The organism is uncultured Phascolarctobacterium sp., assembly GCF_958349595.1.
In the GTDB taxonomy this organism is placed as follows: Bacteria; Bacillota; Negativicutes; order Acidaminococcales; family Acidaminococcaceae; genus Phascolarctobacterium.
Genome location: NZ_CATWDQ010000001.1, coordinates 161,442 through 175,527, shown reverse-complemented (window position 1 = coordinate 175,527; position 14,086 = coordinate 161,442). Strand labels below are relative to the sequence as shown.

Below are 14,086 nucleotides of genomic sequence, written 5' to 3'. Positions count from 1 at the left end.
TCCTCTCTAAAAAAATCAATTAAACCAATACTGATAACGTCTCTCAGCTTTAATTTCTATTAATGTACCATGCCCATATAATTCACATAAATCATAAACTTTACCATTGTGAATCACTTTCTGCCTGGCCTGAACAGCCGGTCTTATTTTTACTGTTTTGTATGGTCTGTTCATAACTAATTTAAATTTCCCGTCTGGTTCGGTAACAAGTTTACCTTCACTGCCAGAAAAAGGTAAACCACAGCCAAGAGATTTATATTTAGTGTAAATCATAGTCATATCGTCCACACCGTTCACCTGGAAAAACTCTTCGACTTGCGTCAGTTCATAAGAATGTTTAAATTCTATATTCCAAAGCTCTCCCGGTTCAACAGTAAAATATTGTTTTGGCAACCCACCTTCCGGGTTCAATGAAACTATCAATTGATCAGCATACCAAAACAACATACCCAAACACGTTAATACAATAACGGCACCAACCAAAATTTTTTTATAAAAAGACCGGCCCCCGGATATGTCCGATGACCGGTCTTTTTTATTTAGTGTTTCGGTCAACTTTTTTTATTTTTCTTTCAGGAATTTGTCAGCGCCTGCGTTTACAGGAATAGACATACCGTCCATTGCGCTGGCTTTGGATACTACGTTTGCTGCGGAATGAGCTGCTTTCAAACGATCAAGATTTGTGAAAATAGCTTTAGTTACAGCATAACCAGTATCTGCATCCATCTTATCAGTTACTGCCAGCATGCAGCGTACTGCGATTGCCGGGCAATCAGTAGTTTGGTTGGTATAAGTTTTTGCGCCAATATTTACTTTAGTATAGAACGGATATTTTGCAATCAAAGCATCAGCTTTATCAGCGTCAACCGGCAGCAATACAACAGTATTCTGCGTTGCGATATCCTGGATAGCTGCGGTCGGATGACCTGCAGTTACAAAAGCAACGTCAACATTACCGTCTTTTAAAGCATTGGAAGCTTCTGCGAAGGAGAGGTATTGGACTTTGATATCATCATAAGTAATACCATAAGCTTCGAGGATCTGACGGGCATTTGCTTCAGTACCGGAACCTGCGGCACCTACTGCAATACGTTTGCCTTTAACATCATTCAAGGATTTGATACCGGTTTTATCCAAAGTAACGATCTGTACGGTTTCCGGATATAAAGTAGCCAAACCCTGCAGGCTGGGCACTTTTTTATCTTTGAACATTTCAATGCCTTTTACAGCATAATAAGCATTATCATTTTGAATAAAAGCTATATCGACCTTGCCTTGTTGTAAAAGATTGATATTAGCAATAGACGCACCGGTTGATTGTGCGGATGCATTGACACCAGGAATATTTTTATTCAGAATGTCAGCAATAGCACCGCCCAGCGGGAAATATGTACCGGCAGTACCACCGGTAGCGATATTAATGAATTTTTGCGCAGCCGGTTTTTTCTCGTCTTTTTTCTCGGAACCACCGCCGCAGCCGGCGGCCATTGTAGCGAAGACCATAATTGCCATCAGAAAAGCTAAAAGTTTTTTCATAGGATCCCCTCCTCGTTTTTTTGTGCCCACAGCTATCTTCTGAAAAACAAACAGCTTATTTTTCAAATGACAATGACTATGACACTTACTAGTTAAAATAATTCGCTAAAATTTTACAAAATCCTGCTGATCCTGCAGTCAGCTATATTGTATACAATATACTTTATCTATTTTTCTTAAAATTACCCGGATTTTGCGAAAAACAAAAGAATATGATATTATATATATCGTTATAAAATACTTAAAGGGAAAGAACTTCCCTTAGACAATAAGAGAAAAGGATGTGTGTTTCATGAGCTCCGGAGCTTATACTCTCAAACTTTCGCGGACACTTTACAACGATACTTTCCGTGCCCAGCTGCTGGATGAAAATCAACAGGTGATCGGACATCTGCGTATCGTTCCCGGTGTTCCCCTTGACCGCAGTCAGGTCCCGGAAGACGCGCCCAGCGTTCCGGCCTATCTTTTAGTAATCGTCGACGATGCTGATATCAACAAAGATAATCTGATCGACTTTGAAGAACGTGCCAGTTATGCTTTATTGAAACGCTTTTCAACGGAAGCGATCACCTTTCAGCACTGCCAGTTTTATTATCCTTCGCCGGCTTTTATTTTTGAGCAGGCTGACGCCCTCAACAATCCGGTTATGTAAAAAAATCCCTTCAACATTTCTTGTTGAAGGGATTTTTTATATACATTTTAGGATCGCTGTCAAATAAATTTCTCATTTACCTCTGCAGTTTCACCGTTTTTGAAACTGCGGTATTTATCGTAAATAATGCGCATGGCAGTCGCTACTGCTTTTTTGGCACTGCCCTGATACTGGTGTTCCAAAATGTTCTGTAATTCTTCGTGTCCATTCGCAAGATTATAGCCTACAAGACACTGTGAGATATATTTTCTTGCCAGTTCTGTAGCCAGTGTACAGTCAGCCTCGACGATCATTCCGCTTTTCATATCAACAACGACGATCACACCTATGACTTTATACATTTCCGCAGCGGTAATACCTACCGGTAATTTTGCATACCCCGAAAAAAGTACCCGTTCATTACTTTGTTCGTTTAACATAAAAATCCTCCTGTTTTTTTACTGACAAGCTGCGTACGGAAACATTGATTGTTTTGACCTGCATTGCCGTCATATATTCTATTTTTTCTTTTATTTTGTGTTGGAACAGTTTGGTTACTTCAAAAATCTTAACGCCGTAGTACAGCACAACATCGACATAAATACTGATGCCCTTGGTGTCGGCACGCCTGCGTACTTTGATCCCTGTCACTTTATCGATCCCCATCATTTTTTCAGCGATCAGATTAACTATATCATAAAGCGCATAGTCAGAAATAAGCAGCTTGCCATAATAGCTGAAAGCCGGCCTGACAATAGAGCGGTCTTCGCCGCTTTTTTTCCTTTGCTTGGAAAAAAGATTGTAAGGCAGATCAGCAAAATACCCTGTAAAATGCGGTTTCAGCTCAACTGTCGGTACTGGAACAATATGCTTGCCATCCCGCAGTCTGGCCTGTTTAGCCTTTTTGATCTCCTGCTTGGAAGCAATTTGCTGAATGTAGACAGTTTTTTCAGGCTCAGGTATATTCAGCCGTTTGACTATTTTCCCTATCATATTATCGGAAGTAGCCAAGATCAGCAAACGCCGTACATCATTATTCACTAAAGCCTGGCGAACAGCCTCCGCATGATCTTCATCTGTAAAAATAGCACGCTTGACTGCCTGTATTCTATTCGTTTCATTTTTAGCAGAGGTTCCTGCTAAAATTTTGGTTCCTTTGATAAGTAATCCATCATCGATGATAGCATCACAATTATTCTTATGGGCAATACCTATGGCCCGATGACTTTTACCAGTACCGCTGGGACCTACAAAAGCTACTACTTTCATAAAGGCCTCCGCAAATCCGACGTAAATTTATTGCTTATATTCTATCACATTTTTGACATTTGTATACAGAACTTCAAAAATTCCCAATTGCTCTGGAAACCTTCCGCTTACTCCATGAAAGTCCGAACCGCCTGCAACCAGTAAATCAAACTCTTTTGCCAGCCGCAGCCAGTATTTTTGCTCGTTTGCATCTGCCGAAGGATGATAGACTTCGATACCGTCAAATTTGACATGCTTCAGCAGACAGCTTACCAGCGGTTTGTTTTCCAGCTCACTGGGATGTGCCAGCACCGCCAGTCCTCCAGCCTGGTGCAGCAGCGCAACTGCTTCCTCCGGCGATAATTTGGGCTGCGGTTCATAACCGGGCTGTCCCCTTTTCAAAAGCACGTCAAAGGCTTCCTGTACCGTCTCAAAATAACCTTTGGCAACCAAAGCTTTCGCTACGTGAGGACGGCCTACCGCCCTGTTATCGGGATCACACTCTGCGACCTCGACATGATAGCCCAGCACTGCTATTTTCTGCAGGATCTTCTGCAGCCTGAGCTCGCGCGCATGGCGCATTTCGTGCATTTTCGTCAGCAGGCGGTCGTTGTGGATATCGATATGATATCCTAAAATATGCACGCTGGCTTTGCCGGCCTGAGTACCAAGCTCCACGCCTCTGATGATGCGGGGAGCATTTTTTATGCCTGCGGCCGCTGCTTCTGCCAGTGGTATGCCATTTACAGAATCATGATCAGTCAGAGCCAGTACCCCTATTTTAGCGGCAGCAGCTGCTGTTACCAGCTTTGCCGGAGTATAAACGCCGTCTGAACTTGTACTATGAGTGTGCAGATCTACTAACATTTTACATTTCCTGCGCCAGTTTTATCAGTGTGCTGACGCCGAACCCGGTGCCGCCCTTAACTTTAAAGCCTGCTGTTTTAGCAGCAGTAGAAGTGCCGCCAATATCGATATGGGCCCAGGGAATACCTGCTTCAACAAATTCACCGATAAAAAGTCCGCCGCTGATACAGCTGGCTTCACGCCCGACACTGTTGAGCAGGTCGGCAACGTCACTTTTCAATGCTTCCCGGCATTCCGGCAACGAAGGCAGCTGCCAGTAGCCTTCGCCGGCTTTTTTACCGGCTTCGATCAACTGCCGGATCAAAGTATCATCGTTACCGACAATACCGGCCGTTTCCGTACCCAGGGCAACAATAACGCCGCCTGTCAGTGTGGCAATATCAACTACTTTAGCTGCACCCTGCCTGCAGGCATACCAGACAGCGTCTGCAAGGACCATGCGCCCTTCGGCATCCGTCGAAAAAACCTCGATCGTTTTTCCGTTAGCTGCTTTCACAACATCACCGGGACGCTGAGCACTGCCGGAAGGCATATTCTCAGCACAGGCAATGATGCCCATTATATTACAGGGTACTTTTAGCGCCGCAATCGCTCTTAAAGCGCCTAAAACGGCACCGGCGCCGGCCATATCGTCTTTCATTTCTCCCATATTGTCGCTGGGCTTAATGGAAATACCACCGCTGTCAAAGGTGATGCCCTTACCGACATAAGCGGTATAAGGCGCGTCACCAGCGCCATTATATTTAATAGTGATCAGGCACGGAGGATGGATAGACCCCTGACCAACTGCCAGTAAAGCATGCATACCCATCGCTTCCATCATCGTTACATCCAGGATCTCAAACTCCATATCATATTCCAGTGCCAAAGCTTCCGCTTCCTCAGCCATGACGCCGGGAGTTACAAAATTACCGGGCCGGTTGACCAGATCGCGCGTATAACAAACGGCATCTGCCACTACTTCCGCTTCGGCCAAAACCCGCTCAGCATCAGGAATACCGGAAATAATGGAAAAATCTAGTTCCGGTTTTGCTTCTGGTTTGCCTTTGCATTCGGTAAACTGATATCCGCCTAAAACCAAGCCTTCCGCCAACGCCGCTAAATAATGCGCCCTTGCCGGATTGGCAAGAACCGGCGCGACAACTACAGTCTGCCTGATTTTTGCCGCAATCAGCGCTCTGGCGGCACTGCCGGCCGCTTTACGCAGATTGTTAGGTTTACATTCATCACCTTTGCCGAAGCCTGCAACAATAACTCTCTGCAATCTTCCATCCTGCATTACAACAATATCAGTCAAGCTTCCTGCCGCTGTTAAAGCTTCGTTTTTAGCCGCCAGCTCGTTTACTGCCTGCACGATATTCTCAGGCAGATTCAATTTTGGTAGTGCCGGCAGACATTCCCTGCACAAAAACAGAGTTACCGATTCCGCATCGATCATACTCTCTGCTTCGAAACCATCTATTACTGATTTTACTAATTCTTTTGCTGTTTCCTGATCTAAGTCCATAATACTGCTCCTTTATAATTCTCGTTAAAATTTTTATCTGAAAGTGACACATGTAGTCAGCTCATCCAGATAAGTATTGCCGTTTGATTTTTGCAGCTCTAAATCGCTGACAACGACCTTCATCACACTGTGCCGCGTACCGCCCGTATAATGACTGCCTAAAGAATGGATCGCATAGGGAACTTCGTTAGAAGAACCGAGATATAACATCACATGCCCGTCCATATGCAATGTAGAACCGGGCGTCAGGCTTTTTACGACATTAGCCCGCTGAGCGCTGCTCATATTGCCCATTTTTTTATGGATACCGGCACTTGTTTCCTGCTCGTCGGCATTACGCGGCAGAAAAATACCTACTGTACGATAAGCATTGCTGATAAAGCTGGAACAATCGACGCTGTTCTGCAGTCCGCCCCATCCGTAAACCGCATCGTAAAATTTAAAGGCACAGCGAATAATATTATTAGTTGTATAAGGCAGGTAACCTTCGTGCAGAGAGCTGTTAGCCGCTAAAATGACTTTCTCCTCCTGCAGCTTTCCCTCTTTGGTCCTGACCGGGACCTTCACTGTATACGAGGCCGCTTTTTTATCAGCCAGCTGTAAACGTGAGCCCTGCTGAAATAAAACCTGGGCCCCGTCTGCCTTTAGTGTATAATCTCTGGCAATTACGGTCAGAAAATTCTTTGGTGCCGCATAACGTGACCAGGTAGCGCGGTCAGTTTCGGCAACGTCAAATTTAGACAGCCAGCCCCGGTAATTATAGGCCTGCACATAATAAAAATAGCCGTTAGTACTGGTATGCAAAATAGCTACAGCTTCGCCGGGGTCCAAAGCAGTTTCCTGCAAAGCATCAAAATTACGGTCGCTGGCATAAAAAAACAAACCTTCACCCGTTGGCAGATTGCGTATATTAGTACGTCTTACCGTAACGCCATAACGCACAGTGACCTCTGCCGGTATAGCCGACGCATTAGTTTGCGCGCGCAGGATATTTTTGTAATTGTCGCTGACGAGCTTGCCGTCCCGATACAGATCATCGCTCAGATCAGTATGAGCATTGACATAAGCGGCTACGGTTTTACCGCTCAGGGTTTTAGGATAGGCCGCCAGATCATACACTGTCGGCGAAGCTGCAATGATCTTTTTATTAAAAGCCTCGACACCAGCCGCATTGAGCACTACTTTATCTCCGTCAGCATTATGCTCTGTCCAGTAGGCCGGCGTGATAAATTTTTCATAAGCAGTGATCCCTGCCGCTTCCACCGGTCCTTTAGGTGCCAGCAGCACCAGCGCCGTTATACATAAAAATAAAAAGTTTTTAATCACAAAAACTCCCTCCTTACTAAAGCTTTACAAATATTATTGCCGCTCAGGTCATCATATTTGCAGCAATTCGCCGCCGCAACAGATTCAGCAGTTCGTATTTTTGCTGAAGCCGGCAGTTTAAATCGTCTTATTTAGTCGATAATTATTAAATTCTGTACCGCGCTCAAAAATCCTGCCCCAACACAGAAAAACTACCGTAGTTTTATAGTAAAACCACGGTAGTGATAAGTGCTAAAAAGCTTCATAAATGCCATCCTGGCGTTTTCTTTCAGCAGTTTTGGAAATATAAGAGCCAAAAATGACCGGGTACCCTTTGCGCTCAATGATCTCCTTGATATAATCACGATGCGGGCAGGGCGGCCTGTGATAATTATCCGATACCACGCAGGAAGCAAGATGTATTACAACATCTTTGCGGTCATCGCCCCAGCGTTTCAGCTTCCGGTTCAGATCTTCGATCTTTCCGGCTACACCGGCTCCGCAGCAGCCGCCGCACGTGATCGTCAGATATCTGGTATCGGCATCATAACCGTTAAATCTGCCGCTGCGCTCATAAAACGATTTCATGCAGGCATAACCAACGCATTTTTTCTGCACGATGTCGCACTGAATAACAACTACTAACTTCGCCATTATTTTACCAGTCCGTATTCTTGAAGAACAGCTGTCATTTTTGCTTTATTCGCCGCTTCCATAGGCGTCAAAGGCAGGCGCGGCTGGCCGGCATCAATACCGGTGACCAGTGTTACAGCAGCTTTGACAGGGATAGGATTGGTTTCGATAAACATCGCGTTTGCAAGCGGCACCATTTGTGCATTCAATTTAGCAGCTTCCTTAACGCGTCCGTCTTCGTAAGCCTGCATCACATCCTGCAGGATACCGCCGCCGATATTACTGAGCACGGAAATAAGCCCGGTCGCGCCGACCGACATAAACGGCAGGATCAAACCGTCATCGCCGCTGTAAATAGTGAAATCTTCCGGCAGCACCGTATAAAGCTCGGCAACCTGCGCGACATTGCCAGCCGCTTCTTTGATAGCGACGATATTCTCAAAATCTTCAGCCAGACGCGCTACCGTAGCAGGCGCAATATTGGAAGCCGTGCGTCCCGGCACATTATAAACGATGATAGGCAGCGCTGTGCTTTGCGCTACAGCTGCAAAATGCTGATAAAAACCTTCCTGAGTCGGTTTGTTATAATACGGGCCCACGATCAAAACGCCGTCGACACCCATTGCTTCTGCCATTTTCGTCATCTTGATAGAATCGGCAGTATTATTAGAGCCGGTGCCGGCAATAACAGGCACGCGTTTATTGATGCGATTTACAACTACCCGGAACAGCTCCAGTTTTTCCTCCGCACTCATCGTAGCCGCCTCACCGGTAGAACCGGCAACGACCAGACCGTCGGAACCATTATTGATGAGCCATTCGGCCAGATCAGTCGCTTTTTCATAATTAACGCTGCCATCGGCATTAAAAGGAGTAACCATTGCGGTCAAAAGTCTGCCAAAATAAGGATTTTTCATTGCTTACACCTCACTTATAATTTAAACGCTTTATGCAGCGCCGTCACAGCATCTATCAGATGCTCCTGTTTGATTATCGCAGAGATCGTCGTATCAGAATCCACAGTCTGCAGGATGCTGATTTTGCAGCCTGTAAGCGCTGCAACAAAATTGGCCATTACGCCGGGCACGCCCCGCATTGCCGAACCGACAACAGAAACCTTGGCGCAGCCCTCCGTTAAAGTATATTCAAATTCTGTACCCTTTAAAACTTTATTCGTGTGTTCCACATCTTCACTGAAAACAGCAAACATCGCGCTGCTTTCAGATAAATTCAAACAACCGACGCTGATGCCGGCATCTGCCAGATCCTCAAACAGCTTGCGGCCGCTGGCAATATCCTCAGGATTGAGCGCCACACGGAACTGAGCCAGATCGGTCAGGTGCGTCACCCCACTTGCCAGGCGGCGCTCGCTTATCGAAGCATCCTCTTCCGTTTCTGCGCAGTCATTCGTGATAAGCGTTCCGGGAGCATCGCTGAACGTAGATTTGACGACCAGCGGGATATTCTTTTTCATCGCGATCTCTACAGCGCGCGGATGAATGACCTTAGCGCCCTGATGCGCCATCTGGCACACCTCGCCGTAAGAGATCTGCTTCAGTATGGAAGCCTCCTTGACCAGACGCGGGTCAGCAGTCATTATGCCCTCAACATCAGTATAGATCTCGACACATTCAGCATGTAGCGCGGCTCCTAAGGCAGCCGCAGTCGTATCACTGCCGCCCCGGCCCAACGTAGTCAGCTTGCCGTTGTTTTCCGTCATACCCTGAAAGCCACAGACAATGGGGATCACGCCGGATTCCAGCAAATGATGCAGGTTGCTGACATTGATATTTTTGATACGTGCCGCACCAAACTGCGAATCAGTAATAATACCGGCCTGACCACCGGTCAGCGCCATGGCGTTGATACCAAATTTCTGCAGCGTAGCTGCCATCACGCAGGCCGCCATGATCTCGCCGCAGCACATCATCATATCCAGCTCACGCACGTTGACCGAAAGATTCGTTTCCTTCAGGACCCTGATCAGGGTATCCGTGGCATAAGGCTCTCCTTTGCGTCCCATCGCAGAAACAACAACTACCGGAGCAAAGCCGCTGCGTACGGCTTTCTGCACCTTATCCTTAACGGCTATGCGTGCTTCCGGTGAAGCAACGGACGTACCGCCGAACTTTTGCACTAAAATTTTCATGAACTGTGTCGCTCTCCTATCTCAGATCCAGCCGTTTTTGATCATCGTTTCGGCGATCTGCAAAGTATTCAATGCAGCGCCCTTACGGATCTGATCGCCAACGACCCACAGATTATAAGATTTATCACAGGATTCGTCCTTACGCAGACGTCCCACATAAACATCGTCTTTTTCAGAAGTATATAACGGCATCGGATATTCCTGGCTGGCAGGATCGTCCTGTACGGTAACGCCGGGGAATTTTGCCAATGCTGCGCGCATAACGTCCAGATCCACATCTTGCTCCAGCTCGATATTTACCGACTCGGAATGGCTGCGGTAAACAGGCACACGGATCGTAGTCGCGGTAATGCGCATCTCATCATCTTCCATAATTTTTTTCGTCTCGTTGATCATCTTCATTTCTTCTTTAGTATAAAGATTATCGCAGAAAACATCTATTTGCGGAATCAGATTAAATGCGATAGGATAATGCTTCTCGGCACTGGCCGACGGCAGGATATTAGCAGTCATTTCCCTGCCCTCGCTGTGCTCACGCACCTGATTGTCCAGCTCGTCGATACCCTCTTTGCCGGCGCCGGAAACAGCCTGATAAGTAGAAACGATAACACGTTTGATCCTGGACAGCTCATAAATAGGTTTCAGCGCCATGACCATGATAATAGTAGAACAATTAGGATTGGCAATAATGCCTTTATGCTTCAAGATCGCCTGCGGATTGACCTCAGGCACCACCAACGGCACCTCCGGGTCCATACGGAAAGCGCTGGAATTATCGATAACTACCGCACCGGCCTTTACGGCATGCGGAGCAAAATCTTTTGAGATAGAACCGCCTGCAAACAAGGCAATATCAATATCTTTAAAAGAATCATAAGTAGCCTCTTCCACAGTATATGTTTTACCCATGAAAGCTATTTCTTTACCGGCACTGCGTTTAGACGCCAGCAGGCGCAATTCGGCAAATGGAAAGTTTCTTTCCTCGATAAGTTTCAAAAACTCGGCTCCTACCGCACCGGTAGCGCCTAAAATAGCCACATTATATTTTTTCATCTGCTTCCCCTCCGTAAATTTTATTATAACAGCTTATCCAAGCCGTAGGTCAAACCAACTTTATCCATCATCTTGCGGCAGCCCAGCATCACGCCCGGCATATAACATTCGCGGTTCACCGGCTCATTGCTGATGCGCAGAGTCTCGCCCTGACTGCCGAAAATGACCTCCTGCGAAGCTACATAGCCAGGCAGACGGACACTGTGGATCTTCATGCCTTCATAATCAGCGCCGCGGGCACCTGCCAGCAGCTCTTTTTCTTCAGGATGGCCCTGATGCATTTCCTTACGCACCTCGGCAATCTTCTGAGCTGTGATCACAGCCGTACCGGAAGGCGCATCAAGCTTTTTGTCATGATGACGCTCAATGATCTCGACATTAGGAAAATATTTCGCCGCCTCACAGGCCAGCTTGATCATCAGTATCGCGCCCAAAGCAAAATTCGGAGCGATCAGAATACCTGTATTATTAGCTTTCGCCAGCTCGTCCAGCTCTGCCAGATCAGTCTCGCTGAACCCGGTCGTACCAACCACTGCACGTACACCAGCTGCCAGCACCGTCCGCAGCGAACCCATCACCACATCAGGACGGGTAAAATCAACAACTACATCAGGCTTTACTACCATCAGCTTTGCTTTAAGATCAGTAGCCACTGCCATCTGATTACCGTTTTTAACCGGGATCATTTTATCAGCGCCAAAAGCATCGACTGCGGCAACAAGCTCCATATCCTCCTGTTCCAGCACAGTTTTTACGACTTCACTGCCCATGCGGCCCAAAGCGCCATTTACTAAAACCTTAATCATTAATTTCACGCTCCTTATAAAAATCAAAAACCGTTGAGAGCAATACTCAACGGTCGACAGCATTGTTACAAAATAAATATAACTGCATAGTTGAGATAGCCCTCCGCCCATAAGGCGACAGTCCGGCGGTTTTTTACCGACGGCCCAGCATAACCGCATGGCTGCCGTTATACTTCGGCGGTTACCCTTTCCTTCGTTTCAGCGATCCCTCTCCGCGAAGTACTCTTGCTTTCCGCTCCTCTATCTAAGAATATTTTATTAGATTTATTATATCTCTGCGCTATACAGTTGTCAAACAAAAACGTTAAATTTCTGTAAAATATAACTTTTTTTACTTTTTTTGTAACAAAAGACGATTTAAGACCGCTATCACGGTTTAAAATCCGGCAGGCAAATTTTTTCCCAAACTCCTCCAGGCTCCTTCAATCTCCTTCGATCTCCTCAAATTTCCTCATTTGCTTTAATATTACCGGTAAGATAGGATATAGATACAGGAACTTGCGCAAGTTTCAGAAAGGGTGTCCCAAATGTACAGCAAAATCAATGTAAAACAAAGTTTCTCGGACTTCATCTTATATATTTTCCCGTCCGTAGTTACCATGGTGCTGGTATCGTTCTATTCGGCGATCGACAGCTGGTTCCTGGCACAATACGTATCAACTAATGCCATGGCCGCAATCAGCATCGTCCTGCCCTACTCCAATCTTATCTGGGGTCTGGCCGTCATGTTTACCTGCGGCTCCTGTGCTCTGGTAGGCATCAAGCTGGGCGAAGGCAAACGCCATCTGGCCAATACCTACTTCACTTCGATGTTCTGGTTCCTGACGGGATTTACGGTGATTTTTGCAATCGTCGCTTACCTGAACATGGACCGTATTATTTATTCACTGGGTTCTACAGCGCTGCTGTTTGAAGATTGTAAAACATACCTCAAATATATGATTTTAGGTACGCCGATCCTGGCAGTCAAACTGTTCCTCGAATATTACATTCGTCTTGACGGCAGACCTGCCTATTCGCTGGCGATGTCTTTAACAGGCTTCATCCTCAACATCGCCCTCGACTATTATACGATCGTAGTTCTGGGCTGGGGCGTTTTCGGCGCTTCGCTTTCCACTATCACCTCTATCGCCGTTTCTACGCTGATGGGTCTGGCTTATTTCAAGATCTACGAAACGAACCTGCGCTTTACCAAATTCCACTGGAACAAATGGTATTTTATCAAATCCAGCTTCAACGGCGCCGGTGAAATGCTCACCGAGCTGTCCTCAGGTATCGTAACGATCTTCTTCAATATCGCCATTATCAAGTTTGCCGGTGAAGACGGCGTCGCGGCAATGGCCGTCAATATCAATATCTTCTACTTCCTCATCAGTATCTATCTTGGTATCGCCACAGGTGCGCAGCCGGTCATCAGTTATGCTTACGGCGCGCAAAACAAAAAACGTCTCAGCGAGATCATCGACCACTGTAAAAAAGCGATTTTATTTGGTTCGCTGGCAGTTTTCACTCTGGCCCGTTTTTACGGCAGCAGTATTATCGCCTGGTACATCGGTAATAATCAACAGGTTATCGACCTGGCGGTACACGGTTTCAGAATGTTCTCCTACTGCTTTATCTTCCTGGGCTTCAACATCTTTATCGCCGGCTTCTACACCGCTATCGGCAACGGCCTGATCGCCGGTATCATCTCGCTGCTGCGTTCGCTGGTCTTTGTACTGACAGCCCTGTTTACGCTGCCTTCACTGATAGGTATCAACGGGATCTGGCTGTCCATACCTTTTGCAGAACTGGCAACGATGATCATTTCGATAGTCTTTTATCTGATGTTCATCAACAGCTATTTTAAAAAGCTGGCCGAATAAATAAAATATTATCTGACATACAAAAGCTCTGCCTGAACAAGGCAGGGCTTTTGCCGTTAAAAGACTGACTAAAAAATTTCTTTTGTTTGATAATTTATATTTCACTGTGATTTACCACCCTTTTTCAAAACAGCCCGCCTACTATGCAGGTACTTACTACGTTAGTATAACTATGATTTCTTTTTAAAATTTCTTTGTTCTACGCTGGCCATAGCCAGCTACAACGGGATACAGTCGGTTTTAAAAACCTTCGGTTTAAAACCTGAACGTAAGACCAAAAGAAAACTTAATAAAAGAAAAGGTAAAACAGCCTCTATATATAAAAGAGCAGCAAATTCGCGTTTTTATGCACTCATTACAAAAATTTTCTGCAAAATAAAATTTGTGTAACTGCATTTTTACCGCAAACAGGCATAAAAAAACAACGACGACACGAAAATAATATTCATACCGTCATTGTTTTTATGTATGTTGTTAAAGTGGGAA

General features: G+C 45.8%; 14 protein-coding genes and 1 riboswitch. Of the genes, 2 read left to right on the top strand and 12 right to left on the bottom strand.

Going from position 1 to position 14,086, the window contains the following annotated elements:
* Window positions 1-15: 15 nt before the first annotated feature.
* Window positions 16-447, bottom strand: coding sequence for a DUF1850 domain-containing protein (locus tag Q4G98_RS00720; protein ID WP_293662333.1), 432 nt, complete (start codon window positions 445-447; stop codon window positions 16-18).
* Window positions 448-561: 114 nt separating this feature from the next.
* Window positions 562-1,536, bottom strand: coding sequence for a TAXI family TRAP transporter solute-binding subunit (locus tag Q4G98_RS00715; RefSeq protein ID WP_177561786.1), 975 nt, complete (start codon window positions 1,534-1,536; stop codon window positions 562-564).
* 292 nt (window positions 1,537-1,828) lie between these two features.
* On the opposite strand from Q4G98_RS00715, the gene Q4G98_RS00710 reads away from it, so the two are divergent.
* Window positions 1,829-2,188 (top strand): hypothetical protein, encoded by a 360-nt coding sequence (locus Q4G98_RS00710; protein WP_298564582.1) that lies wholly within the window; start codon window positions 1,829-1,831, stop codon window positions 2,186-2,188.
* A gap of 59 nt (window positions 2,189-2,247) precedes the next feature.
* On the opposite strand, the gene Q4G98_RS00705 is transcribed toward Q4G98_RS00710, so the two are convergent.
* The 10 genes from Q4G98_RS00705 to dapB all read right to left on the bottom strand — a co-directional run bounded on the left by Q4G98_RS00705 (window position 2,248) and on the right by dapB (window position 11,735).
* Window positions 2,248-2,607, bottom strand: a complete 360-nt coding sequence (locus Q4G98_RS00705) for a DUF3870 domain-containing protein (protein WP_298564583.1) — start codon at window positions 2,605-2,607, stop codon at window positions 2,248-2,250.
* Window positions 2,588-3,436: an Asp23/Gls24 family envelope stress response protein gene (locus tag Q4G98_RS00700; protein WP_177561792.1), complete on the bottom strand. Its 849-nt coding sequence runs from the start codon at window positions 3,434-3,436 to the stop codon at window positions 2,588-2,590. Before Q4G98_RS00700 ends, Q4G98_RS00705 begins: the two co-directional genes overlap by 20 nt.
* 27 nt (window positions 3,437-3,463) lie before the next feature.
* Window positions 3,464-4,282 (bottom strand): PHP domain-containing protein, encoded by an 819-nt coding sequence (locus Q4G98_RS00695; protein ID WP_298564585.1) that lies wholly within the window; start codon window positions 4,280-4,282, stop codon window positions 3,464-3,466.
* Between the two features lies 1 nt (window position 4,283).
* On the bottom strand, window positions 4,284-5,789 hold the full coding sequence (locus Q4G98_RS00690; protein ID WP_177561796.1) for a leucyl aminopeptidase: 1,506 nt from the start codon (window positions 5,787-5,789) through the stop codon (window positions 4,284-4,286).
* Between the two features lie 33 nt (window positions 5,790-5,822).
* Window positions 5,823-7,115: an SH3 domain-containing protein gene (locus Q4G98_RS00685; RefSeq protein ID WP_177561798.1), complete on the bottom strand. Its 1,293-nt coding sequence runs from the start codon at window positions 7,113-7,115 to the stop codon at window positions 5,823-5,825.
* 231 nt (window positions 7,116-7,346) lie between these two features.
* Entirely contained in the window at window positions 7,347-7,748 is a 402-nt protein-coding gene (locus Q4G98_RS00680; RefSeq protein WP_177561800.1) for a CGGC domain-containing protein, read from the bottom strand.
* A complete protein-coding gene (gene dapA, locus Q4G98_RS00675) occupies window positions 7,748-8,644 on the bottom strand; it encodes a 4-hydroxy-tetrahydrodipicolinate synthase (RefSeq protein ID WP_298564587.1) in 897 nt (298 codons plus the stop codon). The genes Q4G98_RS00680 and dapA overlap by 1 nt, the downstream gene beginning before the upstream one ends.
* Before the next feature lie 14 nt (window positions 8,645-8,658).
* Window positions 8,659-9,876: an aspartate kinase gene (gene dapG / locus Q4G98_RS00670; protein ID WP_177561804.1), complete on the bottom strand. Its 1,218-nt coding sequence runs from the start codon at window positions 9,874-9,876 to the stop codon at window positions 8,659-8,661.
* Window positions 9,877-9,897: 21 nt separating this feature from the next.
* Window positions 9,898-10,929: an aspartate-semialdehyde dehydrogenase gene (locus Q4G98_RS00665; RefSeq protein ID WP_293547544.1), complete on the bottom strand. Its 1,032-nt coding sequence runs from the start codon at window positions 10,927-10,929 to the stop codon at window positions 9,898-9,900.
* 23 nt (window positions 10,930-10,952) lie between these two features.
* Entirely contained in the window at window positions 10,953-11,735 is a 783-nt protein-coding gene (gene dapB, locus Q4G98_RS00660; RefSeq protein ID WP_298564588.1) for a 4-hydroxy-tetrahydrodipicolinate reductase, read from the bottom strand.
* Window positions 11,736-11,823: 88 nt separating this feature from the next.
* A riboswitch (Lysine riboswitch) is annotated at window positions 11,824-11,986 on the bottom strand.
* Between the two features lie 276 nt (window positions 11,987-12,262).
* On the opposite strand from dapB, the gene Q4G98_RS00655 reads away from it, so the two are divergent.
* Window positions 12,263-13,600: an MATE family efflux transporter gene (locus tag Q4G98_RS00655; protein WP_298564589.1), complete on the top strand. Its 1,338-nt coding sequence runs from the start codon at window positions 12,263-12,265 to the stop codon at window positions 13,598-13,600.
* The last annotated feature ends 486 nt before the right edge of the window (window positions 13,601-14,086 follow it).